This window comes from Alphaproteobacteria bacterium GM7ARS4 (assembly GCA_014332745.1).
GTDB lineage: Bacteria > Pseudomonadota > Alphaproteobacteria > GM7ARS4 > GM7ARS4 > GM7ARS4.
Genome location: JACONL010000001.1, coordinates 131,202 through 154,992, shown reverse-complemented (window position 1 = coordinate 154,992; position 23,791 = coordinate 131,202). Strand labels below are relative to the sequence as shown.

At 52.8% G+C, this 23,791-nt stretch carries 21 protein-coding genes; 11 read left to right on the top strand and 10 right to left on the bottom strand.

Going from position 1 to position 23,791, the window contains the following annotated elements; translation table 11 throughout:
• Positions 1 to 32 precede the first annotated feature (32 nt).
• Both GDA54_00725 and priA read left to right on the top strand, forming a co-directional pair.
• Positions 33 to 257 carry a hypothetical protein gene (locus tag GDA54_00725; GenBank protein MBC6496839.1) on the top strand — a complete coding sequence of 75 codons (225 nt, stop codon included), beginning with the start codon at positions 33 to 35 and terminating at the stop codon, positions 255 to 257.
• A 9-nt stretch (positions 258 to 266) separates the two neighbouring features.
• Entirely contained in the window at positions 267 to 2,474 is a 2,208-nt protein-coding gene (gene priA, locus GDA54_00720; protein MBC6496838.1) for a primosomal protein N', read from the top strand.
• Between the two features lie 9 nt (positions 2,475 to 2,483).
• On the opposite strand, the gene GDA54_00715 is transcribed toward priA, so the two are convergent.
• The 7 genes from GDA54_00715 to GDA54_00685 all read right to left on the bottom strand — a co-directional run bounded on the left by GDA54_00715 (position 2,484) and on the right by GDA54_00685 (position 13,074).
• Positions 2,484 to 3,023, bottom strand: a complete 540-nt coding sequence (locus tag GDA54_00715) for an RNA pyrophosphohydrolase (GenBank protein ID MBC6496837.1) — start codon at positions 3,021 to 3,023, stop codon at positions 2,484 to 2,486.
• Positions 2,998 to 4,341 carry a S41 family peptidase gene (locus tag GDA54_00710; protein MBC6496836.1) on the bottom strand — a complete coding sequence of 448 codons (1,344 nt, stop codon included), beginning with the start codon at positions 4,339 to 4,341 and terminating at the stop codon, positions 2,998 to 3,000. The genes GDA54_00715 and GDA54_00710 overlap by 26 nt, the downstream gene beginning before the upstream one ends.
• Positions 4,342 to 4,476: 135 nt before the next feature.
• On the bottom strand, positions 4,477 to 5,901 hold the full coding sequence (locus tag GDA54_00705) for a peptidoglycan DD-metalloendopeptidase family protein (GenBank protein MBC6496835.1): 1,425 nt from the start codon (positions 5,899 to 5,901) through the stop codon (positions 4,477 to 4,479).
• Between the two features lie 32 nt (positions 5,902 to 5,933).
• Positions 5,934 to 7,511, bottom strand: a complete 1,578-nt coding sequence (locus GDA54_00700) for a 2,3-bisphosphoglycerate-independent phosphoglycerate mutase (protein MBC6496834.1) — start codon at positions 7,509 to 7,511, stop codon at positions 5,934 to 5,936.
• Positions 7,512 to 7,535: 24 nt separating this feature from the next.
• A complete protein-coding gene (greA, locus tag GDA54_00695; protein MBC6496833.1) occupies positions 7,536 to 8,021 on the bottom strand; it encodes a transcription elongation factor GreA in 486 nt (161 codons plus the stop codon).
• A gap of 93 nt (positions 8,022 to 8,114) precedes the next feature.
• Complete coding sequence (gene carB, locus GDA54_00690) at positions 8,115 to 11,420, bottom strand: carbamoyl-phosphate synthase large subunit (protein MBC6496832.1); 3,306 nt, start codon at positions 11,418 to 11,420, stop codon at positions 8,115 to 8,117.
• A complete protein-coding gene (locus tag GDA54_00685; GenBank protein ID MBC6496831.1) occupies positions 11,413 to 13,074 on the bottom strand; it encodes a lysine--tRNA ligase in 1,662 nt (553 codons plus the stop codon). The genes carB and GDA54_00685 overlap by 8 nt, the downstream gene beginning before the upstream one ends.
• A gap of 149 nt (positions 13,075 to 13,223) precedes the next feature.
• On the opposite strand from GDA54_00685, the gene GDA54_00680 reads away from it, so the two are divergent.
• Genes GDA54_00680 through GDA54_00655 form a run of 6 tightly spaced genes read left to right on the top strand, consistent with a single transcriptional unit; the run spans position 13,224 to position 18,269 of the window.
• Positions 13,224 to 13,580 carry a DUF2849 domain-containing protein gene (locus tag GDA54_00680; GenBank protein MBC6496830.1) on the top strand — a complete coding sequence of 119 codons (357 nt, stop codon included), beginning with the start codon at positions 13,224 to 13,226 and terminating at the stop codon, positions 13,578 to 13,580.
• A gap of 36 nt (positions 13,581 to 13,616) precedes the next feature.
• A complete protein-coding gene (locus GDA54_00675; protein ID MBC6496829.1) occupies positions 13,617 to 15,275 on the top strand; it encodes a nitrite/sulfite reductase in 1,659 nt (552 codons plus the stop codon).
• Positions 15,262 to 15,894 carry a DUF934 domain-containing protein gene (locus GDA54_00670; GenBank protein MBC6496828.1) on the top strand — a complete coding sequence of 211 codons (633 nt, stop codon included), beginning with the start codon at positions 15,262 to 15,264 and terminating at the stop codon, positions 15,892 to 15,894. The genes GDA54_00675 and GDA54_00670 overlap by 14 nt, the downstream gene beginning before the upstream one ends.
• Entirely contained in the window at positions 15,891 to 16,445 is a 555-nt protein-coding gene (locus tag GDA54_00665; protein MBC6496827.1) for a dCTP deaminase, read from the top strand. The genes GDA54_00670 and GDA54_00665 overlap by 4 nt, the downstream gene beginning before the upstream one ends.
• 16 nt (positions 16,446 to 16,461) lie before the next feature.
• On the top strand, positions 16,462 to 17,658 hold the full coding sequence (gene dapE / locus GDA54_00660) for a succinyl-diaminopimelate desuccinylase (GenBank protein MBC6496826.1): 1,197 nt from the start codon (positions 16,462 to 16,464) through the stop codon (positions 17,656 to 17,658).
• Positions 17,655 to 18,269: a hypothetical protein gene (locus tag GDA54_00655; GenBank protein ID MBC6496825.1), complete on the top strand. Its 615-nt coding sequence runs from the start codon at positions 17,655 to 17,657 to the stop codon at positions 18,267 to 18,269. The genes dapE and GDA54_00655 overlap by 4 nt, the downstream gene beginning before the upstream one ends.
• Here GDA54_00655 and truA read toward each other — a convergent pair.
• The 3 genes from truA to def are packed head-to-tail and all read right to left on the bottom strand — an operon-like array spanning position 18,250 to position 20,627.
• Positions 18,250 to 19,041, bottom strand: a complete 792-nt coding sequence (gene truA, locus GDA54_00650) for a tRNA pseudouridine(38-40) synthase TruA (protein MBC6496824.1) — start codon at positions 19,039 to 19,041, stop codon at positions 18,250 to 18,252. The two genes, GDA54_00655 and truA, sit on opposite strands and share 20 nt — an antisense overlap.
• Positions 19,042 to 20,142, bottom strand: a complete 1,101-nt coding sequence (locus tag GDA54_00645; protein MBC6496823.1) for a methionyl-tRNA formyltransferase — start codon at positions 20,140 to 20,142, stop codon at positions 19,042 to 19,044. It lies immediately after the preceding gene.
• Entirely contained in the window at positions 20,103 to 20,627 is a 525-nt protein-coding gene (gene def, locus GDA54_00640; protein MBC6496822.1) for a peptide deformylase, read from the bottom strand. The genes GDA54_00645 and def overlap by 40 nt, the downstream gene beginning before the upstream one ends.
• Before the next feature lie 117 nt (positions 20,628 to 20,744).
• On the opposite strand from def, the gene GDA54_00635 reads away from it, so the two are divergent.
• From GDA54_00635 to rpe, 3 genes are read left to right on the top strand one after another with little or no spacing between them, the layout of a single operon-like run.
• Complete coding sequence (locus GDA54_00635; protein MBC6496821.1) at positions 20,745 to 22,019, top strand: phosphoglycerate kinase; 1,275 nt, start codon at positions 20,745 to 20,747, stop codon at positions 22,017 to 22,019.
• Between the two features lie 16 nt (positions 22,020 to 22,035).
• Positions 22,036 to 23,076 (top strand): fructose-bisphosphate aldolase class II, encoded by a 1,041-nt coding sequence (locus GDA54_00630; protein ID MBC6496820.1) that lies wholly within the window; start codon positions 22,036 to 22,038, stop codon positions 23,074 to 23,076.
• Positions 23,073 to 23,783, top strand: coding sequence for a ribulose-phosphate 3-epimerase (rpe, locus tag GDA54_00625; GenBank protein MBC6496819.1), 711 nt, complete (start codon positions 23,073 to 23,075; stop codon positions 23,781 to 23,783). The genes GDA54_00630 and rpe overlap by 4 nt, the downstream gene beginning before the upstream one ends.
• The last annotated feature ends 8 nt before the right edge of the window (positions 23,784 to 23,791 follow it).

The following is a 23,791-nucleotide window of genomic DNA, read 5'->3' as shown; positions in this document are numbered from 1 at the left end:
CGCGTCCATTGTCTCATGGGCATAGTCATGCCGTGATACTGCCTGAGGAAAGACAAGAATTGTGTTATGTCATTCCTATAGGCTTTGATGGTGTTGTGGGAAGAGCCTTGCTGTGCGCGCTCTGTCAGGAAGGCTTCGATGCTGTCATGCATGGGGACGTCTCGAAAGGAGGGCGACGTATCACAAAGACCATCACAAAGAAAAGGGATGTCATGGAACGAGGGACGATGGGCTTTCTTGTGACACTGTCATTATAGCGAGTTTTTATGATGCGGGTGCAAGTATTGTTGGCGTTGCCATTGGACAAGCTCTTCGACTACGAGGCGGAGTCATCTGTGGTGTGTGGGCAGTTGGTGCGCGCGCCTTTTGGTACGAGGCATGTTGTGGGCTGTGTATGGCATGTGGGGGGTGAGGGCGCGTATCGAGGGACGTTACGTTCGGTTTTGGCGTTGGAAGGGGACATCATTCTTGATAAGACGCTACGTGATTTTATCGATTGGAGCGCCGCATGGACGTGTGCGCCAAAAGGGGGATTCCTTAAAATGACGTTAGGGAGTATGGGTGGCAAGGGGTTTATCCCCTCGCCGCGACGCGACACACGCCTTGTGTTGTCTCAGGCGTATCAACAGGCCTATGCCTCTTCTTTGAGTGTCCAACAGAAGAAGGTTGTTTCCCATATGCGCGCTAGCGCTGTTGCCTATGGAAGTCAATCATCCCTTGCTAAAGCGTGTGGCGTGTCTGCGTCTGTTGTGTCGGGACTATGTCGTCAGAACATCATCACATCGGTATCATCCCAAGGGACACATGCCTCTGTCTCATCTTTGTCCCGTGGATGGTTTATGTCGTCGCCCCCATTATTGGGGCGTTTGAATCGGGAACAGCGGGCGGCCAGTGCCTCCTTGCGTGAAAGCCTCTGTGGCGGGTTTCGTGTGACGTTGTTGCAAGGGGTGACGGGCTCTGGCAAGACGTGGGTGTATCTGGATCTTGTGCGCGAGGTCTTGCGTACAGGCAAGCAAGGTTTGATTTTACTTCCCGAGATTTTATTGACGCATCACTGGTTAGAACATTGCCGTTCCATATTGGGTGTCGAGCCTCTTGTTTGGCATAGTGGTTTATCGTCTTCGACGCGGCGCGCCCTATGGCATCGCGTGGTGCGTGGTGAAGGTGATGTCGTTGTGGGTGCGCGTTCTGCCTTATTTCTTCCTTTAAAGCGTTTAGGGCTTATTGTCGTGGATGAAGAGCACGAGCCATCCTATAAGCAAGAGGATGGTGTCGTCTATCATGCGCGAGATTTAGCGATCGTGCGGGCGAAAGGTGTGCCATGTGGCGTGATTTTATCGTCTGCCACGCCGTCCATCGAGACCTATGTCAATGTGCGCCATAAGAAGTATCATCGCGTCTTATTACAGAAGCGTTTTCGCGAGGCGCGCCTTCCCCGCTGGCGTCTCATCGATATGCGTGAAGAGACTCTCCATAAGGGTGATTTCCTCTCGATGCCCCTGTTAGAGGGCATACAGCAACGTATGGAGAAGAAGGAACAGAGTTTGCTTTTTCTCAATAGGCGTGGTTATGCGCCTTTGACGGTATGTTCCCATTGTGGGACGTGGCTGACGGGTCCCCATTGCGAGAATCGCTTGGTGCAACACCGCCATGTGCCTAAGATGCTGTGCCATTATTGTGGGTATGACATGGCGATTCCGTCCCATTGTCCCCATTGTGGCGAGTCTGACACATGGCGTTCCTGTGGTCCGGGGGTGGATAGGATAGAGGAGGAGCTCAAGAGGCGTCTTCCCCATGCGCGGGTTTTGGTGCTTGCCAGCGACCGTATGAAGGGAAAACGCGCAGAGATGGAGGATGCGTTGGGGCGTATTGCGGGGATGGATGTGGATGTTGTTATTGGCACGCAAATGGCGGCAAAGGGACATCATTTCCCCGCCATGACATTGGTGGGGGTTGTGGATGCCGATATGGGCGCATGCCATGGCTCCTACGATTTACGTGTGGGCGAGCGTATGTTTCAGACTCTTCATCAAGTGGCGGGACGTGCTGGACGGGGGGAGAAGGAGGGTGAGGCGCTGGTACAGACCTATGATGTGGATAACGACATTTTTCGCGCCCTTATCAGCCATGACACGGAGCGTTTTTTGCGCCAAGAGTCCCAAGGGCGGGCGCGTTTTTCTCTTCCCCCCTATGGTTCTATGGCCGCGCTCATCCTCTCGTCGCCAAATGATACGCATGTGGAACAAGTAGCGCGCGCCTTAGCGCAAGAATTTCCCCATCAAGAAGGGATAAGCCTCTATGGGCCAACCCATGCGCCCATACGCATGATTGCTGGCCGACATCGTTGGCGGTTGCTGGTGAAATCTGACGCAAAACGTTCCCTTGCGCCCTTGATACGTGATTGGGTGGGGAGGCTGTCCCTTCCGTCATCGGTGCGCTGTGTTATCGATATTGACCCCCTATCCTTTTTTTAGATGTTTTTCTTAGAAAGAAAAGGCGTCGCAATAGGGCGGTTTTTGCAGATGTTTATGATGTTTGAATTCGCCATAGACATTCTCGTAGAGTGTTTTTTTGAAATCAATGACATGCTGAAGCAGATAGTCGAGGGACGCCCACTTATAGGCGCGAAATTCGGCAGGCGCATGGGCGTCTAGGGTAATCTCTGACTCGTCACCCACAAAATGGAAAGCGAACCATTTTTGCTGTTGTCCTCGATAACGGCCATTCCATACGTTCCCTCGCAAACGCGAAGGCAGGTCATATCGATACCATCGGCTACTTTCACAGAGGAGGACAAGGCTTGCCATGCCTGTTTCCTCACCGAGCTCACGGACGGCAGCATTGAGGGGATGTTCGTTGTCATCTACACCGCCCTGAGGCATTTGCCAAATATCATCTTTGGCGTCATGTCTTTGTCCGCAAAAGACATGGCCTTGGTGATTAAAGACCATCATGCCAACGCCAAGGCGATAAGCAGAAGGGGGATGTTTTTTGTTTTCAGCGCCTACTGACAGAAGGGTCATGGGCGGTGGCGTTCATTTTAGCGTCTTGGAAATAGTGGACGCCCCTGAGCAGGTCGATGGCGCGTAGAAGTTGGAAATCTTTTTGGCTCTCCGCGCTATAGTGGGTGCTGGTGGCGTTTGTCTCTGTGTCGTCTGAGGCGTCAGCGTCTTCGGTCTTATTGGTGGGGGCGCGCCTTTCAGCGTCTTCTTCCTCAGTTTCTTCTGGCAGAGGGATTTGTTCGACGACAATATCAGGTTCGATGCCTTTTTTATGGATGGAGCGTCCCGATGGCGTGTAATAGAGCGCCGTTGTCATGCGCACAGCGCTTGCTGGCGTGAGATTGCGTATGGTTTGCACCGAGCCTTTGCCAAAAGAACGCGTGCCGAGGACAATGGCGCGCTTATGGTCTTGTAATGCCCCAGCGACGATTTCCGATGCCGATGCCGAGCCTTGATTGATGAGGACAACGAGAGGGAGTCCATCGATAAGGTCGTCATTGGCGGCGTCCCAACGTGCGATACGCGCCTTGTTGCGTCCCCTTGTGGAGACAATCTCACCTGTGCTGAGGAAGGCATCGCTCACAGCGATGGCTTGGTCGAGCAAGCCCCCCGGATTGTTGCGTAGGTCGAGGATATAACCTTTGATACGGGGGTCATGGGTATCTTTCTTTGCTTTCTGTTCTTTGAGCTCGTCAATGGCGGTAATGAGCGTATCGCGCGTATTTTGATTAAAGTCGGTGATACGGATATATCCCACATCGCCTTCTAGGCGTCCTCTCACCGATTTTATTTTGATAATATCACGGACGATGGTGACGTCCCGTGGCTCTTCCTTGCCACGAAGGACTTTGATGACAATAGTCGTCCCTGGGTCGCCTCGCATGAGATTAACAGCTTCTTGCAGGGTCATGCCAAAGACGGGAGCGCCATCGATTTCGATAATGAGGTCATTGGACTGCAAGCCCGCACGGGCAGCAGGCGTATCATCGATAGGCGAGACAATCTTGACAACCCCTTCATCCATCGTGACGTTGATACCAAGCCCGCCAAACTTTCCTTTCGTGCGGATTTGCATATCTTCATAGAATTGCTCGTCCAAATAGGCAGAGTGCGGGTCCAGCGATTGCAACATGCCATTGATGGCCGCCCCCACCAACGCTTTCACGTCCACATCTTCTACATAGCCGTGCATGACCATATCGATGGCATTGCCAAAATCCTCTAAAGAGCGATACATGGCATCCTTTTTATCCTCCTTGGCAGCCGCCTCCGTCCCCTGTGGCGTCTCACCATAGGCGGGATGGCTAAGGAAAAATCCTAAACACAGCAAGAAGAGCATGAACGAACGACAAAAAAACATCTGTTTATGATGGCTAAAAGGTGAACAAGAACGTAGAGACATGAGCAGAACACACGTCTCTTATACCATATATATTCTTATAGGGACGTGAAAAGCTCACATGAGCATTTTTTTTCATATTTTATTGTCGCTGTCATGGCCTTGTCCTATGGAGGAGGAAAGCCACGCTACAGGGTCGATGGGGATTCCCCTGAGACGTAGCTCCATGTAGAGGCGTGGGGCGTTCTGTCCTTGGGCGACATCACTGGCGCGATGCATGAAGCCTATGGGCTGTCCTTGGGCGACTAGATCTTCCACTGAGACGAGAACGCCATGCATGCCTGAGACAATGCTCACAAGGTCTTGGTGGTGAGAGAGGATCACCATATGTCCATAGGTGCGAAATGTGCCAGCATAGAGAACTTTCCCATCATCGCATGCTTTGATTGTGGCGTTGAAGCCTGTTTCGATAACGACGCCTTCAGAGTATACATGGGGTGTTTTTTCTCGAAATCTATTGACGACTCTCCCTGTTGAGGGTGGTGTCAGTTTTCCCTTTGCCTGTTGGGCATGGCGGTATGGTGCGTGAAAAGACGGGCGTTCTTTGTGTTGAGGAGGGGGGCTCTTCTTGGCGTGTGTTGTGGGGGACGTGGGGGGAGGCGGTTTTTGTGGGGACGGGATGTCGTTGCTGGCGGCTGGTTCTTTGTTGTCTCGTTGTTCTCTTTCTTTGAGAGCTTGGCGTTGTCTTTGTTTTTCTTGTTCTTCGAGGATGAGTTTATCGATGAATTGGCGTAGGTCGCGTGCTTGGGCTTTGAGGGTTTCTGCTCGACGCAAGGCGACTGATGCGCTCTGGGTCATCTGTTGGCGATGCTGTCCTTTACGGGCAATGAGGAGCTGCATGGCGCGCTTTTCCTGTAGGAGTTCTTTTTCCAATTCCTGTAGGCGTTTTTGCTCGGTGCTTGTTTTCTCGATGAGGGCGTGTATGGATGTCATGGCGCGTTGATGGCGTGTGGCTTGAGCGACAAATTGGGGATAGAGCGTGCGTAACAGAATGGCGTGGCGTATGGATGTGTCGGCCTCTTTTGGTCGAAAGAAGGCAAAGGATGGCGGGCGTAAGGCGTAGTGCTGTAAGATGATGACAAGCCTATCGATGCTTTTTTTCTGTTCTTGTAGGAGCGTTTTTTGTTCTGATATGGCGAGGTGATAGGCTTCGATGAGGCGCTCGATAGCGCGTTGCTTTTGCGTTACATGCTGTTCTTGTGCTGTCTGGGCGTTCAATTCTAGGCGAAGGGCGGCGATTTCTTCCTCGATGGCGCGACTACGGGCTTGATACAGGCGATGACGTCCATAAGCCGCATCGATACGTTCTTGGATGTCTTGTAGGTTGCGTTTCGAATGCTCGAGGTCGTGCGTCACAAGGGGAAGGGTGTCATCGAGTCCGTGCGCTGTGCCTTCCTCCCCCTCTTGCGCCTCAACGTGCGCGCATGGCGTGAGAAGGACAGACAGACAGAACAAGGCATGGCACGTAGCATGTCTTGTGGCATGTCTTGTCGTTCTCATGGGGTTTCTTATCAATGTTTTATGAACATAAGTCATGGCACGGCGCATTTTTTGCGTATGTCTGTATGGAGGAGGGTTTGTCCCGACATGATACGTGGTGTCTCCATATGCATGAGGTGGAGGATTGTGGGGGCGATATCGATAAGGCTTCCTTGATGGTGTTTTTTGAGGAGGCGTTGCTGATGGGCGTTGTCATCCACAAGGATAAAGGGGACGGGGTTGAGGGTGTGCGCTGTATGGGGTTTGCGGCTCTTGGGTTGGAACATGCATTCAGCATTGCCATGGTCGGCTGTGATGATAGAGCAATACTGGTCGCGTTTTGCCGCTCTGAGCAGCTGTTTGAGGCATGTATCCACCGTCTCTAGGGCTTTGATGGTTGCTTGGAAACATCCTGTATGTCCCACCATATCGGCATTGGCGAAATTAACGACGATGAGGGCGTAGTGACGTGATGTCATGGCTTTGATGGCGGTATCGGTGATGAGCTGTGCGGACATGGATGGCGCAAGGTCATAGGTGCTGACTCGAGGGGAGGGGAGGAGTTGTCGTTCCTCGAGGGCGCATTGGCGGTCTTGTCCGCCATTAAAAAAATAGGTCACATGGGCGTATTTTTCTGTTTCGGCAATGCGTAATTGCCTCTTACGTTCTGTGGCGATGACGTCACCCAGTGTTTCTTTTGGGTAGAAGGGAGGAAACATGCGTTTCATAAAGCGATTGAGGCGTAAGGAGTATTCATTGATACCGAGGGCGATGGACAGAGCGGGCATGTGTGTGCGCGGGAATTGGTCGAAGTCGGGGTCGAGGAATGACAACATCAGTTGCCTGACTCTGTCGGCGCGGAAATGGGATAGGACGATACCATCACCCTCTGCCATGCCGTGATAGCCATTGGCGATAGAGGGGGGGACAAATTCATCGGTGATAGAGTCTCGATAGAATCTTTGGAGCGTTTCCTGAGGGTCGGTTTGCAGATGTTTGCCGATGCCTTTGGCGATGGCTTGCCATGCCTGTTGGGTGCGCGCCCATCGCCTATCCCTATCCATGGCGTAGTAGCGTCCGCTGATGCTTGCTAGCTGGGCATGCGGGTATTTTTTGAGGGTCTGTTGGAGATAGGTGAGAGAGCGCGGCGCGCTGAGGGGGTAGGTATCGCGCCCATCTAAAAAGGCATGGACACAGACTGGAACATGCTGTTGGGCGATCGCCTCGATGAGGGCGATGAGATGGTCTTGATGGCCATGGACACCGCCTGCCGAGAGAATACCCATGACATGCGCTGTCTTTTTGTTTCCTTTGAGGACAGCGATTGTCTCTTGGAGGGCATCATTGTGATAGAAAGAGCCTTTTTTTATGGAGGCATCGATATGGGGGAGGCTTTGCAAGACGATTCGTCCAGCGCCAATATGGACATGCCCGACTTCCGAATTACCGCATTGTCCTTCGGGAAGGCCGACATGGGGACCATCGGTATGGAGCTGGCAGTGGGGATAATGCTGAATGAGGGCGTCATAGGTGGGGGTATGGGCGTGGGCGACGGCATTGCCTTCAACGTCAGGTGATATGCCCCATCCATCGAGAATACAGAGAAGAACACGGGGCTGTTGGCGTGACATGGTGTCCTCTGAGCTTGGCGTGTGTCATGAGGATGAATCGAAGGACACATGGATGACTTCGTATTCCTTACTGCCTCTAGGGGTGTGGACTTCAACGGCATCACCGACCGTCTTGTTGAGGAGCGCCCGCGCCAGAGGCGATATAATAGAGATTTCTTGCTTCTCGACATTCGCTTCATCTTCGCCGACGATTTTATAGCGTTGCTCTTTCCCGCTTTCTTCGTCTCGTATTATGACGGTTGCGCCAAAGGTGACGGTCTTGCCTGAGAGGGACGCGGTGTCGATGACGTCGGCGCAACGAATTTTCTGTTCGAGGAGGCGTATACGCGCTTCGATGAGTCCTTGTTTCTCTCTTGCGGCGTGATACTCGGCATTTTCTGATAAATCACCATGCTCACGGGCCCTAGAGATAGCATCGACGATGTTAGGTCGCTCTGTATTTTTTAAATGCCCCAGTTCTTCTTGTAGACGCTCGTATCCTCTACGTGTCATGGGATAGGTTTCTGTCATGTGTCTCTCTCTTTGTTTGGGGGTCGTCTTACACGGCATGCCACTCTAGGCGATGACGTGAATAAAGTCAATATCTTCGTATCCAGCATGTCTTTATGTTTGTTGCAGATAGTCTTGTATGGGGCGGACAGAGAGGGGGTGTTCTGTGAGGGTGCAGATGGCTTTGACGACAGCATGGGCTGAGGCGAGGGTTGTGCAATAGGGTATTCTTGTGGCGATGGCGGCGCGCCTGAGGGTAAAACTATCGCGTATCGTTGTTGTTTTTTCGTTGCATGTGTTGATAACGAGGTGGATTGTGCCTCTGTAGATGGCATCGACAATATGGGGCGAGCCTTGGAAGACTTTATTGACGGTATGGGCGGGGAGATGATGGCTTTCCAGCCATTCTTTTGTGCCTCTTGTGGCGAGGAGCGAGAATCCTTTGTCGACGAGTGAGCGCGCTAGTTCTGCCGTGAGGGTCTTTTTATCGAAATCTTGCACCGACAGGAAGGCACAGCCCTTGGTGGGGAGTTCGCTATCGGCGCTCATTTGTGATTTAGCGAAGGCGCGCTCGAAGCTTGTGTCGATGCCCATGATTTCGCCTGTGGATTTCATTTCAGGGCCGAGCAATACGTCGCTATGGGGGAATTTCATGAAAGGAAAAATGGCTTCTTTGACGCTCCAATGTGTGAGAGATGGCGGGTCAAGGGTTTTATCATAGGCTGCCATGGCGTGTTTGAGGGATTGTCCTAGCATGATACGGGTGGCGATTTTTGCCATAGGGAGTCCTGATGCTTTGGCGACAAACGGCACGGTGCGGCTGGCGCGAGGATTTGCTTCGAGGACATAGATGGTATCGTCTTTGATGGCATATTGTATGTTGATAAGCCCGCGCACATGGAGATGTTGGGCGAGCATGTGACTCTGTTTGGTGATGGCGTCAATAATCTCTTGAGAGAGGGTGTGGGGCGGGAGAGAGCATGCGGAGTCGCCTGAATGCACGCCTGCCCGCTCGATATGTTCCATGATGGCGGCGACGTAGGTCTCTTTGCCGTCACAGAGGGCATCCACATCGACCTCGATGGCATCATGGAGGAAGGAGTCGAGCAAAATGGGATTGTCTTGTCCGCTCTCTTGGGCGATGTGATGCGCTTTTTGCATGTAGTGGCGGAGGCGGCCTTCGTCATAGATAATTTCCATGGCGCGTCCGCCAAGGACATAGGAGGGGCGCATGACGAGGGGATAGCGCAATGCGTCCGCTATAGTGATGGCTTCTTCTTCGCTGTGGGCGATAGCGTTAGGGGGTTGGTTGAGCTTTAATGTCTTGAGGAGCTCTTTGAATAATTGTCTATCTTCGGCAAGGTCGATGGAGGCAAGGGGTGTGCCAAGAATGGGGATGTCTCTTTCCACGAGGGGCTTGCTCAGCGACAGGGGTGTCTGGCCGCCAAATTGAACGAGGACACCTTTAAGAGTGCCTTGTTGGCGTTCCGTCTGGGCGATGGCAACGACATCTTCCGTTGTCAGAGGCTCGAAGTAGAGGCGATGGGCTGTATCGTAATCTGTGGACACCGTCTCAGGATTGCAATTGACCATGATACTCTCTAAGCCCATCTCACGGAGTGCTATGGCGGCATGGACACAGCAATAGTCGAATTCCACGCCTTGTCCGATACGATTCGCGCCACTTCCTAAAATGATGACTTTGTCCTTGTCTGTTGGCTGTGATTCACATGGCGATGGCGTCAAGGAGAATGTTTTCATGCGCCGTTGAGAGACAACGCCATGCCAACTGCTGTAAAGATAGGGGGTTGCCGAGTGAAACTCGCCGGCGCAACTATCCACGCGCCGATAGAGGGGCGTCAGCCTATGGCGCGCCTTGTAGGCTTCAATGGCATGGACGGGTTTGTCCACACATCGTGCGATAAACGTATCAGAAAAGCCCTTCTCCTTGAGAGCAATAAAGGCGTCTGGGTCATCAGGCAATCCCTCTTGTCTCAACATGGCTTCACATGTGACGAGGTCTTGAATTTGGTGAATGAACCATGGGTCATAACGGGACGCATCGTAAATCTCTTGCAGGGGGATATGGAGGCGCAAGGCGTGGGCTATCCATAAGAGACGTTCGGGGGTTGGCTTTTTAATATGCTCGATAATGTCATGGGGGGCGAGGGACGCATGGGCTTGTTGTGGCGGGCAGAGGCCATCGATACCAAGGTCGAGGGAACGCAAGGCTTTTTGTAGGGAGTCTTGAAAATGATGTCCTAGCGCCATGACTTCCCCTACAGACTTCATTTGGGTTGTGAGGATGGCCGGATTTTCGGGAAATTTCTCGAAGGCGAAGCGCGGGATTTTTGTCACCACATAGTCGATGGATGGCTCGAAACTGGCGGGGGTGACACGGGTAATGTCATTGACGATTTCATCTAAGTGGTAGCCTATGGCGAGTTGGGTTGCGACTTTAGCGATGGGGAATCCTGTCGCTTTTGATGCCAATGCCGATGAGCGCGAGACTCGTGGATTCATTTCGATGACGACCATGTCTCCATTTTTTGGATTGATAGCGAATTGGACGTTGGCGCCTCCTGTTTCGACGCCTATTTCGCGCAAGACATTGAGGGATGCGTCCCGCATGCGTTGATACTCTTTGTCTGTGAGCGTCAGGGCGGGGGCGACCGTGATGGAATCACCCGTATGGACGCCCATGGGGTCGATATTTTCTATGGAACAGACGATAATGGCGTTATCCTTTTTATCGCGTATGACTTCCATCTCGTATTCCTTCCAGCCGATGATGGACTCCTCGATGATGACGCTTGATTGCAAGGAGGCATCGATTCCCTGTTGGACGATATGTCGAAATTGTTCTTCATCATAGGCGATACCGCCACCACTTCCGCCTAGTGTGAAGGACGGGCGTATGATAAGAGGGTAGGGGTGATTTTTGGCAAAAGAGAGCGCGTCACTGAGGGACGAGACCTGCATGCCGGGCACTGTGGGAATGCCGATCTTTGTCATGGCAAGGCGAAAATCCTCTCGCGACTCTGCCTTTTGGATGGAGTCAATGCGCGCGCCGAGCATCTCTGTGGGCGCTTTTGCCATAACAGCTGTCTCATGGAGCATCATGGCGAGGTTGAGGGCTGTCTGCCCGCCCATAGTGGGAAGAAGGGCGTCTGGTTTTTCCTTTTCGATAATCTTGGAGACCATGTCGACGGTGAGTGGCTCGATATACGTCCTGTCCGCCATGTGGGGATCTGTCATGATCGTGGCAGGATTGGAATTGATGAGGATGACGCGATACCCTTCTGCCTTCAGGGTTTTACAGGCTTGCGTGCCAGAATAGTCGAATTCACATGCTTGTCCCACGATAATGGGGCCAGCGCCGATGACGAGAACAGACTCTATATCGGTGCGTTTAGGCATGTGTTCGCGCCAACGCTCTTTCCACCAACGTAATCATGTTGGACACGCCATAGAGGGCGATGAAAGACCCCATACGTGGCCCCGTATCCTGTCCTAAGAGGGTTTGATAGAGGCATGTAAACCATTCTTTTGTGCTTGGCATGTGCTGTTTGCCTAAGGCATAGAGGATATTTTGCCACATGACGGGATCTGTGAGGGGCTGTTCTTTCGTTTTGGCATTCATGTTGGTATAGGTGGCGGCGTTTTCTTGTCTTTGTTGTTTCAATTGATGGAGAAGGTCTGTCAAGGCTTTGCGTTCCTGTTCGTTAGGCGTGCGATATGTCCTATAGGGTTTTACAAAATTTTTGTAATAGACAAGGGCTTTTTCGATGAGTGTTGCGAGGAGCGGGTCTGTCGAGGCGTCGGCGTCTGGTGCTAGGGTGCGTATGAATCCCCATAGGACGTCCTTATGGTCGGCATGGCTTGCTGTGGCGAGATTGAGGATCATAGAAAATTCGGGACGTGGCTTGGACGGGGGTGGCGTTCCTGCGTGGACATGCCATACGGGATTGTTGAGCCGTTCAACGGGACTGAGCTGTGCATAGTCGTGGAGGTTTTTCAGATAATGGTCGATGGTGGAGGGAATGATACGGAGAGAGAGTTTCTTTGCGCGTTTTGGGTGTTGATACATGAAGAAAGACAGGCTTTCAGGGGGAGCATAGGTGAGCCACTCGTCGATACTGACGCCATTGCCCTTTGATTTTGAGATTTTTTCACCTTGAGCGTCGAGAAAGAGTTCATAGATGAAGCCTTGGGGAGGCTGTGCTTTGAGGAGGCGCGCAATTTTTGACGAGAGGACGTAGGACTCTGTGAGATCTTTTCCTGCCATTTCATAATTGACGTCCATAGCGACCCACCGCATGGCCCAGTCGACTTTCCATTGTAATTTGCATGCGCCTCCTAAGACGGAGCATGTCATGGTGTCTTTTGTTTTTGGATGGATATACGAGATTGTGTGCTTGTTTCTGTCTGTGTCTATCACGGGGACGTGGAGGACGTGGCCTGTGTGTGGACATATGGGTTGGAACGGACTATATGTTTGTTGGCGTTCATGGCCGAGGGTGGGGAGGATAATGTGGCGAATGTCGTCTAGGCGTGCGAGAATTTTTTTCAGCCAAGGGTCGTAGAGTCCTTTTGTATAATTGTCGTAGGCGCTTTGGAATTGATAGGAAAAGCCAAAGGAGTCGAGGAATTGTTTGAGCATGGCGTTATTATGTTCGCCGAAACTGCCATAGCGTTCATAGGGGTCGGGGATGGTGGCGAGAGGCTTACCGAGATGTTCTGTGAGCATGGTTTGTTGTGGCACATTGGATGGCACACGGCGTAAGGCGTCCATGTCGTCCGAGAAGGTAAAGAGTCGACATGGAATATCGGTGATATACCGCCATGCGTTTTGCACCATAGTGGTGCGCACGACTTCGGCAAATGTGCCGATATGGGGCAGGCCAGAGGGTCCGTAGCCGGTGGCGAAGAGGACATATCCTTTAGGGGGTGTTTTGTTGTTGAGGGATGTCAGCAAGCGTCGTGCTTCTTGGAAGGGCCATGCCGTGCTTGTTATGGTGTTGGAGGGGCTGGCGGAGGGTGTGATGGAGGAACGAGACGATGGCGTGGGCATAGCTTTCTCTAGGACGCATGGATATGGCGAAGACGAATAAGGCGTTTATACACCATTTTTCATGTGATATAGGGTATCATGCGTTTGTGCATGGCGTCTGTGCATGGCGTTTGTGCATGGAGTGATAAGGAGCATAGGATATGGCGGAGATTAAAGTCATCACGGCAAATGCTTTAGGGAGTGGCGAGGTTGTCTATTGGAAGGATGGCGAGTGGGTGTCATTTTTGGACGAGGCGAGGAAGTTAGACGATGATGAAGGCTGTCAAAAGGCGCTTGCTGAGGCGATGGAGGCGGAGAAACGTATGGAGATTGTGAGCCCCTATTGGATAGAGGTGGTGAGAGTGGGGGAGGATGACGTTCCCAACAAGGGTGTTATCAGCCATGACGTGCGGGGACGTTGGATACCGAAACGTTATCGGGAAGTCATACGGGCTTTTGGTCCCAGTGTTCATTTACATTTTGGCAAACAAGCGCAGTTGTCACTCATGCAAGAGAAGAAGGGTTAACGACGATGGACGATAAAAGAGGAGAGAGTCGGACGTATGTATCGCTATGATGAATTTGACCATAAGCTGGTGCGTGAGCGCGCTGAGCAGTTTGGCGAGCAGGTGAAGCGTCGTTTAGCGGGTGAGCTCAGCGAGGACGAGTTCAAGCCGTTGCGTCTTATGAATGGTTTGTATCTTCAGTTGCATGCCTATATGTTGCGTGTGGCGATACCCTATGGCGTCTTATCTTCCCGTCAGTTGCGTCAATTGGCGTATATTGCCAAGCGTTATGACAAGGATTATGGTCACTTCACCACGCGTCAAAACATTCAGTTTAACTGGCCAAAGTTGGAAGATGTGCCAGCGATTTTATCGGCATTGGCGTCAGTAGAGATGCATGCCATTCAGACGTCGGGCAATTGCATTCGTAACGTGACGGCAGACCATTATGCGGGGGCGGCGTTAGATGAAGTGGATGACCCGCGTCTTTACAGCGAGATTATTCGCCAATGGTCGACTTTTCATCCAGAGTTTTCGTTTTTACCGCGTAAATTTAAGATTGCGGTGACGGGATGTGCGCAAGACAGGGCGGCCATCAAGGTGCATGACATAGGGCTCGGTCTTATGCGTCGGGAGGATGGTCGTATTGGCGTGAATGTCGTTGTGGGGGGTGGGCAGGGACGCACGCCTTATATTGGCGCTGTTCTCAAGGAAGGTTTGCCTGTGAGCGATATGCTTTCTTATTTAGAGGCTATTTTGCGTGTTTATAATCAGTGGGGACGGCGCGACAATCTGTTCAAGGCGCGTATCAAAATTTTAGTGCATGCTTTAGGCGTGGACGAGATGAAGCGTCGTGTTGAGGAGGAGTGGATGCGTCTTCGTGACGGGGCGTTGCAGCTTCCTCAAGAGGAAGTCGACCGCATTCGTCAGTATTTTGCGCCGCCTCCCTTCGAGTCCATCACGACTCCTGTATCGTCCTTTGAGGATGCGAAGAGAGACGATGCCGATTTTGCCTTATGGGTGAGCCATAACGTAGCCCAGCACAGGCAAGCGGGCTATGCCATTGCCACCATCTCTCTGAAGGCCATGGGGGGTGTGCCGGGGGACATGTATTCCTATCAGATGGAGGGGCTAGCCGACTTAACCGAGCGTTATGCCTATGACGAGATTCGTGTGAGCCATGAACAGAATGTCGTCTGGCCGCATGTCAAGCAGGAGGACCTCTATACGTTATGGCGCGCATTGCGTCCCTTGGCTCTTGCCACGCCTAATCACGGGCTTATCACGGATATGATATGCTGTCCGGGCATGGATTATTGCGCCTTAGCGACGGCGCGTTCCATTCCCCTTGCTCAGAGGATTGCGTTACGTTTCAAGGACATGGAGCGTCAGCAGGAGATAGGGGCGATGAAGATCAAGATTTCTGGCTGTATCAATGCCTGTGGACATCACCATGTGGGTCATATAGGCATTTTAGGCGTTGATAGGCGTGGCGAGGAGTATTATCAATTGTCTCTTGGTGGACATGGGGGCATGGATGCGTCTTTGGGCGAGATTGTCGGTCCAGCCTTCCATGCTGATAACATTGTGGAGGCGGTGGAGAAGGTGATCGAGACTTATCTTGCGTCGAGACGTAACAAGAGGGAGAGTTTTTTAGAGACGTATCGGCGCGTCGGCATGCATCCTTTCAAGGAGCGTTTATATGGTTCTTCTTAGGCGCGGTGCGCTCGTCAAGGACGACCCATGGGTGTTTTTAGGAGATGACGCCCCTCTTGACGGGTGTCGTCATGCTGTTGTGACGTTCAGTCGTTGGCAGAAAGAGGGGCAAGAGCTGAGCGCAAAGCTTTCCCCGCGCCATGTGGGCGTGATGCTTATGGGTGAGGAGCATGCCGATGCCATAGAGGTGCTTGGTGCGTCATGTCATGGGGTGGGTATCATTGTGTTATCCATGCCAGCTTTTCGTGATGGGCGTGTTTTCTCAGCAGCGCGTCAGTTGCGTGAGCGTTTTGGCTATGGTGGGGAGCTACGTGTCAAGGGGCATGTTCTTCCCGACCAGCTCTATTTTCTTCATCGTTGTGGCGTCGATTCTTTTGAGGGTGATGAACGCCTGTCCGTGCGAGCGTGGGAACGGGCGATGTCGAGTTTCTCTTATGTGTATCAGCCGACATGGGACAGGCGTCCTACGGTGATGGCACAGCGCCATGCCTCGACCAGAGGCGATAAGGGCGGGGACAAGCAACAGCAACGTCATAAGAAAAAAGCGCAAGCGTTGCGAGAGAATCTTCACAAGCGCAAACATTATGCGCGCCAAAAGGGGGTGAAGACGACACCATGAGCCTTATGCCAGACAGGTGGATACGGGAGCGCGCCTTAGAGGACAAGATGATAGAGCCTTTTGAGGAGAGGCAGAAGCGTGATGGCGTGATTTCCTATGGCTTATCGTCTTATGGCTATGATGCGAGGGTGGCAGCAGACTTTAAGATTTTCACCAATGTCAATTCGACGACGATAGACCCTAAACATTTCAGCGACAACGCCCTTGTTGATAGGGCGCAAGAGACATGTATTATTCCGCCTAATAGTTTTGTTCTTGGGCGGACTGTGGAGTATTTTCGTATTCCGCGTGATGTTCTTGTCTTGTGTTTAGGCAAATCGACCTATGCGCGCTGTGGCATTATTGTCAATGTGACACCATTAGAGCCAGAGTGGGAAGGTTACGTAACGTTAGAGTTTTCTAATACGACGCCTCTTCCCGCCCGTCTTTATGGCAATGAAGGCGCTGTCCAGTTCATTTTTTTACGAGCGGAGACGGCATGTGAAGTCTCTTATGGCGACCGTCAAGGGAAGTATATGGGGCAGAAAGGCATCACCTTGCCGAAAATCTAGGGCGTTTGAGGGAGTCATGACGAGTGCGGAAGAGATAGCGCGTCATTTAGTGCGTTTTCGCAGTGTCACGCCAAAAGATGACGGGCTTATGGCGTGGGTGGCGTCTTTTTTGTCCGACAATGGTTTTGCTGTGTATCGGCATGGGTTTGGTGAGGGTGATGGGCGTGTGGAGAATCTCTATGGGCGTTTGCAGGGGCATAAGGAGGGGCGTGGCGGTAAGAGCGTGTTTGGTGCGCGAGATTTTGCCTTTGCGGGTCATAGTGATGTTGTGCCGGCGACAGAGACAGGCTGGTCTCACCCTCCTTTTGCGGGCATTGTCGAGTCGGGGGTGCTTTATGGGCGTGGCGCTGTGGATATGAAGGGGGCGGTGGCGTGCTTTTTGTCTGTATGTGCCGCCTTTGCGGCGACACGGGGCCGCGATTTTTCGGGCAGTCTAGGAATTTTCCTCACCAACGATGAAGAAGGCGAGGCAAAGCATGGCATGAAGCCTCTATGGGCGTGGGCGAAGGCGCATGGCTATCTTCCTGAGCTCTGTCTTTTAGGCGAGCCTTCCTCACAGCAGAAGGTGGGCGATTCCTATCGAGATAGGAGACGTGGGAGCGTTCATGGCTTTGTGGAGGCATGGGGGCAAAGCGGGCATAGCGCCTATCCGCGAGCGGGCGACAATCCGTTGGCGTCTTTGGTGACGTTATTTCATGCGTTAGGGGAGACATCCTTTTGGCATGAGGACGGCTTGAGAGGGGGTGATGGCGAGGACGTGGAAGACCCCGATGTTGCTTTGACACAATTGGAGTCATGTTCCAGCGTGGCGAATGTGACGCCAGACCATGCGCGTGGGCGTTTCAATATCCGTTTTGCTCTTCCTTGGCAGAGTCGTGCGATTCTTGAGAGGGTGGAGGCGTTATGCGAGGGGGTGCTGGGGTGTGGGCGTTATCGCTTACGGACTCATGTGAGTAGCGAAGCTTTTAGGAGCTGTGATAGGCGTTGGCTACCGTGGTTCTGTGATGTGTGTGAGGGGGTTGTGTCTATGCGTCCTCGACAGGGACGAGGCGGTGGGACGTCGGATGCGCGTTTCATGTATCATGAGTGCTCTGTTATCGAGTTAGGCCTTGTGGGCAAGAGCATGCATCGTGTGGATGAACATTGTTCCTTAGAGGATTTGTCTGTCTTGACGTCTCTTTATCGTTCTTTATTGGAGTCATTTTTTTCATGAGTGGTTCGCCCTTTACGTTGGCATTATTTTGGCGTGATTTTGTGCGCGGTATGGGTGGTGCGTGGCTCTTATTGAGGGGCGATGCTCGGCAAGGGTTGACCTATTTTGAGGCGTCTTATGAAGGTGCGCAACGTTCGTTGGGGGCGCTTCTTGTCGTCATGCCTTTTTACGTGTGGGCGTTGCGTTATGTGGAGACATTGTCGTTTTCTGGCGTGACCATGTTTGTTCTGATTCAGGTGATAGGGTGGCTTACGCTCATTATGGTGATGAAGCCGATCGTGGATGTATGGGGATGTGCGTCGCGTTATCTTTTGTTTGTGTCGGTGTATAATTGGTGTCGCGCTTTTCGCGGGATTGTTTTTTATCTTGTGTATGTGTGGACATACCCGTTGATGCATATGGGCTCTGAGTCATTTTTAGAGTCTGGTCCTTTTCCGCAGCTGGCTCTTTTTGTGTTTTTATGCGCTGTGCTTGTGTATCAATGGTTTGTGGCGAAGGCGGCGTTGTCTGTGAATTTTGGGCGTGCGTTTCTTGTGGTGTTATTGGAGGCTTTTGTGGAGTTTTGTGTATCGATTGTGTTTCATGGTCTCTTCATGGTGGGGGGTAGGTGATATGGCGGAGGTATAATCCGTGGGCTGGTGCTGTGGGTGTGGCGTGGTGGCGCTTTTTTGCGTTGAAGATGGCGCGTATTGTGTCTTGTGTATAGCGTCCCATGCCGACATAGACGAGGGTTGCGGTGAGTATGCGCACTTGTTTGTAGAGGAAGGATGGGGCGGTGGCATGGACACAGAGAATGCTTTCATGCTGTGAGACGTAGAGTGTATGGAGGTGACGTTGCGGGTTTTTTCCTTGACAGCCTGATGCCCTAAAGCTGGAGAAATCATGCCATCCTGTGAGGAGTTGGCATGCGTCATTCATATGATGGAGGTTGAGAGGGTGTCTCACATGCCATGCTCGTTGCCTTTCGAGGCTGGATGGCGCTTGTCTGTTGAGGATACGATAGAGGTAATGGCGCTCTGTGGCGTTGAACCGAGCGTGGAAATGGGGGGGAACGGGTGTGGCGTCTAAGACGACAAGGGCGTCATGGTGCTGTTGTCGTAGGTGGTCATTGACGCCATCTCTCATGGCGTGGGGTGTGAGAGAGGACAAGGGAGGCATATCCACATGGGCGACTTGTGCCAAGGCATGGACGCCACGGTCTGTTCGGCCAGCGGCGGTGATATGCTGTCCGCATAGAGGGTGGCGACAGAATGCGCGCAAGGCGTCATACAATGCCTCTTGTGCGGTGAGGGGTGTTTGAGCCTGTTTTTGCCAGCCATGGAAGGCTGTGCCATCATATTCGAGGGTTAATTTCCATCGTTGATAGGGGGAGGGCGCGTCCATTTAATGGAGGATAAAGTGGCGCACAGCGGGGTAGCCGCGTAAAAATTCGGCCGTTGTCATGGGTTTTTTTCCTTCTCGAAGGAGGGTATGGAGTTCGACGGCATCTTGTCCGCACGACACGAAACATCGTTCTCCCATGCGTGCGCATGTCCCGCTGTGTCCTGTTGTGCCTTGTGTGAAGGAGGCGCGTATGGGCGTTGGGAGCATGGCGAGGGGCATATAGGTGCTTTTGAGGATTTTGAGGCGTTTTTCTTGTGCGGGTTTGGTGGCTGGCTGTGTCGTATGTGGCGTGTAGAGACACCATGCGGTGGGTTTGGTGGCGAGGGCGCGTATATGGTTGTGGACGTCTAAGGCGGGTCGTTGCCATGGGATTCGTGCGTCCTGTGTCGTGATTTTATGGGCGTATGTGATGCCTTGTGCGGGTTGTTTGTGTGCTGTTGGTGGGTTATTGTGGGCGATGTCATCGAGGACGTTGCGCATGAGCTGTGCGCCTTCGTGGGCGAGCATGGTTTCCATGTCGTCGCCTGTGGCGTTTTGGTCGATGGGGCATGTTTTTTGGGCGAGAATATCGCCGCTATCACAGCGCAAGCTTGTTTTCATGATGGTGCATCCGCTCACATTGTCACCGGCCATCATGGCGCGTCTGATAGGCGATGCGCCGCGCCAACGGGGAAGCAGGGAGGGATGGATATTGAAACATCCATAGTGCGTCATGTCTAAGAATGCCTGAGGTAACATCACGCCATAGGATGCGATGACGACGGCATCGGCGCGCCATGCCTGACATGCGTGGATGACATCGTCATCGATAGTCTCTGGCGTCAAGATGGGAATGCCGAGATGGCGGGCTTGAGCGTGAATGATGGTGGGTTGTGGGCTTTGTGTTGGGCGCGCTCTGGCGGGTTTGCGTGTGATGACGGCGACGATGTCGTGGGCGCTTTCTTGTAAAAGCTGGAAAGCTGGTTGGCTGAAGGCGCTACTTCCCATAAAGAGCAGGCGCAGTCCTTTTTTTTGGGTCTGTCGTGGGGCATGCATGGGATAGGGGCGGGATGATGCTGTGTTTAGGGAAGGCGGTCTTGTTTTTTCTTGATTTTGGCGCATTTACGCAATGCCATGCGTTTTTTCAGGGGCGAGAGATAGTCGATAAACAGGACACCATTGAGATGGTCAATTTCATGTTGGTAACAACGGGCGATAAGACCGGAGGCGGCGCATGTCTGTGTCGTGAATTGGGAATCTTGGTAGCGTAGTTGGATATGGCGAGGGCGGGTGACGTTCTCATAATAGGTGGGGAGGGAGAGACATCCTTCATTGTCTTCGTCCACTTCTGTGCTGACAGACAAGATAACGGGATTGATGACGATGTAGGGGTCTATGGGACACATAGCGCTATCGATTTGCACGGCAAAGATACGTTTATTGATACCGATTTGCGGCGCTGAGAGTCCGATACCATTGTCGGTATGTCGTAGCGTCTCTGTGAGGTCACGTATAAGGGCGGGGAGTGTTCCATCGTCTGGTGTGATGGGGGCGCTGTGACGTGTGAGGCGCGGGTCGGGAGCGATAAGGATAGGGCGTATGCTCATGATGGGCGCATGGAGGGGGTCTCATGGTGTCTATGGGCGTGTGCTGGCAAAATTCTTTATATCACATGCGCGTGTTTTATGTATAAGAGAGTATGGGGACGATTGAAGGAGCGTATCATGAGAGGTTCTGGCTCGATGGGCGTTGTGCGTTCGATGCCTGCGTGTGTGAGCGCTATGTCTCTATCGGGGGCGCGTCTCTTTGTGCGTTGCGACTTTAATGTGCCGATGACGGATGACGGTCAGATACGTTCGAGGCGTCGTATTGAGCGCGTGCTTCCTGCTTTGCGTTCCTATCTCGAGCGGGGGGCGTCGTTGGTCGTGGTGTCCCATATGGGGCGTCCGCAACATCTCCCTTCCCACAAGCACCCCCCCAAGCGCATGAGTCGGGGGGATAAGAAGCTCTCTTTGCGCCCTGTTTTTGATGTTGTGCGCAAGGCTCTTGCGCCTTATCCATGCGTGTTTGTGAAGGCGTGCATAGGCGATGCTGTGAAGGCGCAAGCCCATAGGTTAGAGGCTGGTTCTGTTCTTATGTTAGAGAATGTGCGTTTTCATGAGGGGGAGGATGTCAATGGGGGGGACTTTGTGGAGGCTCTTCTCGAGAGCAGTGGCGCGACCCATTATGTCCATGAGGCGTTTTCATGTGCGCACAGGGCGCATGCGTCTACCTATGGTGTGGCGAAGCGTCTTCCCGCCTATGCTGGCGTCACCTTTTATGAAGAATTGTCGGCATTGGAGCGTTTTTTTTCTGGCGATGATGTGCCGCGTGTGGCGGTGGTGGGTGGGGCGAAGGTCTCGACGAAATTGGCGAGTCTTATGAATCTTGTTCGCCGTGTGGACAGCATGCTCATAGGCGGTGCGATGGCCCATAGTTTTTTGGTGGCGCGAGGCGTTCGTGTGTATGATTCTCTGTATGAAGAGGAGCGTTTGAAGGATGTGCAACGTGTCTGTGACGTGGCGTCGCAAGCGGGCTGTCAGCTTGTCATTCCCTGTGATGGTCGTGTATTGGATAAGGAGGGGGTGTGCCGTTATCGCCTCATCGAGGAATTACAAGAGGGAGATGCCATCATGGATATTGGCTGTAAGACGTTGGATATGTTTCGCGACCATCTCGATAAGGCGGCGACTGTTTTGTGGAATGGGCCTTTAGGGGCGTTTGAACGAGAAGATTTTTCCCATGGGACTCGTGAGATCGCTGATTTTTTGCGCGCCAAGACAACGTCAGGGCATATGCGTTCGGTCATAGGGGGAGGCGACACATTGGCGGCGGTGGAACGTGATGGCGATGACGAGACGATGGGTTTTTCCTATGCGTCTACGGCTGGCGGGGCGTTTCTCGAATGGTGCGAGGGCAAAACCCTACCGGGCATCGAAGTGCTGACAGGTGAGCGATAAAGACGGGTGATATGTGATGGCCTTGGTATCTATGCGACAGATTTTAGACCATGCGGCATCCCATGACTATGGGGTGGCAGCCTTTAACGTCAATAACATGGAGCAAGTGCAAGCGATTATGCGTGCTGCCCATAAGGCGGACTCGCCAGCGATTATTCAGGCGAGTCGAGGGGCGCGTCGCTATGCTGGCGATATTTTTTTGCGGGGGCTGTTACACTCTGCTGTTGCTCAATGGCCTCATGTGCCTGTTGCCATGCATTTAGACCATGGCAATGCGCCTGATACGTGCTTTTCCGCCATAGACCATGGCTTTTCATCGGTGATGATGGATGGTTCTTTAGAAGAGGATGGGGCGACTCCGTCTTCCTACGAGGATAATGTGCGTGTGACGCGCGCTGTTGTGGACTATGCGCACCCATTGGGTGTGACGGTTGAAGGCGAGTTAGGCTGTTTAGGCTCTCTTGAGAGCGGACGAGGGGAGGCAGAGGACGGGCATGGGGCGACGGCGACACTTGCGCGAGAGCAACTCTTAACCGACCCCGCGCAGGCGGCTGATTTTGTGGCGCGCACGCATGTTGATGCTTTAGCTGTGGCCATTGGCACGTCCCATGGCGCTTATAAGTTCACGCGTCGTCCTGATGGGGCTATTTTAGCGATGGATGTGGTGCGCGCCATCCATGCGCGCATTCCCCATACGCACCTTGTCATGCATGGCTCGTCCTCTGTGCCTCAAGAATGGCAAGATGTCATCAATCGCTATGGAGGACACATGCCCCAGACGTATGGTGTGCCTGTGGCAGAGATTTGTGAGGGGATTAAGCATGGCGTGCGTAAGATCAACATTGATACGGATTGTCGCATGGCGATCACAGGCACATGGCGTCGTATTGCCCATGAACATCCCAGCGAATTTGACCCTCGCCGTTTTTCCACGCCAGCGTATGAAGCGATGGAGGCTCTATGCGTGGAGCGTTATGAAGCCTTTGGTTCGGCAGGATGGGGGCGTAAGATAACGCCTATTCCTATGGAGCGTATGGCACAACGTTATGGCGGGTGAGTGGAGAGGTGGAGAACAAGACGATCATTGCGCCATCTCTCATCGCCGCTGATATGGGGTCATTGCGTCATGCGATGGAACAAGTGGATAAGGCGGGGGCGCAACAGATTCACCTCGACATCATGGACGGGCATTTCGTGCCATCGATGACGTTCGGGGCAAGGATGGTGCGGGATTTGCGTCCCCATAGTCGTTCTGTCTTTGATGTTCATCTCATGGTGGCGACTCCTTCGTCATGGGTGGATATGTTCATAGCAGTAGGCGGTGACATCATCAGTTTTCATGTGGAGGCGTGTGCGCAAGGCGCGCGGGATGCCTTGCCTTTATTGGCGCGCATTCGCCAGCATGGGAAAAAAGCGGGGATTGCTCTCAATCCAGAGACGCCCGTGCGGACGCTAGCGCCTCTTCTTCCCATGCTCGACCATGTCATTATCATGGGTGTCCACCCAGGCCGAAGCGGGCAAGCCTTTATCCCTTCGACGATGGAGAAGATTCGAGAGCTCAAAGCGCTGAGCATGTCCTCTTCGCTGTCGTTCGCCATCGAGGTTGATGGTGGTGTGTGTGAGGAGAATGCGGCGGCTCTTGTGTCTGATGGGGCGGATATGCTTGTGGGAGGTTCAAGTATTTTTTCTGCGGGTATCGAGCATGCGGCGGCGTCTTTTCATCGGTTGTGCCGTGCTGCTTCGACGACTCTTCTGGTGACATAGAGGGTGAT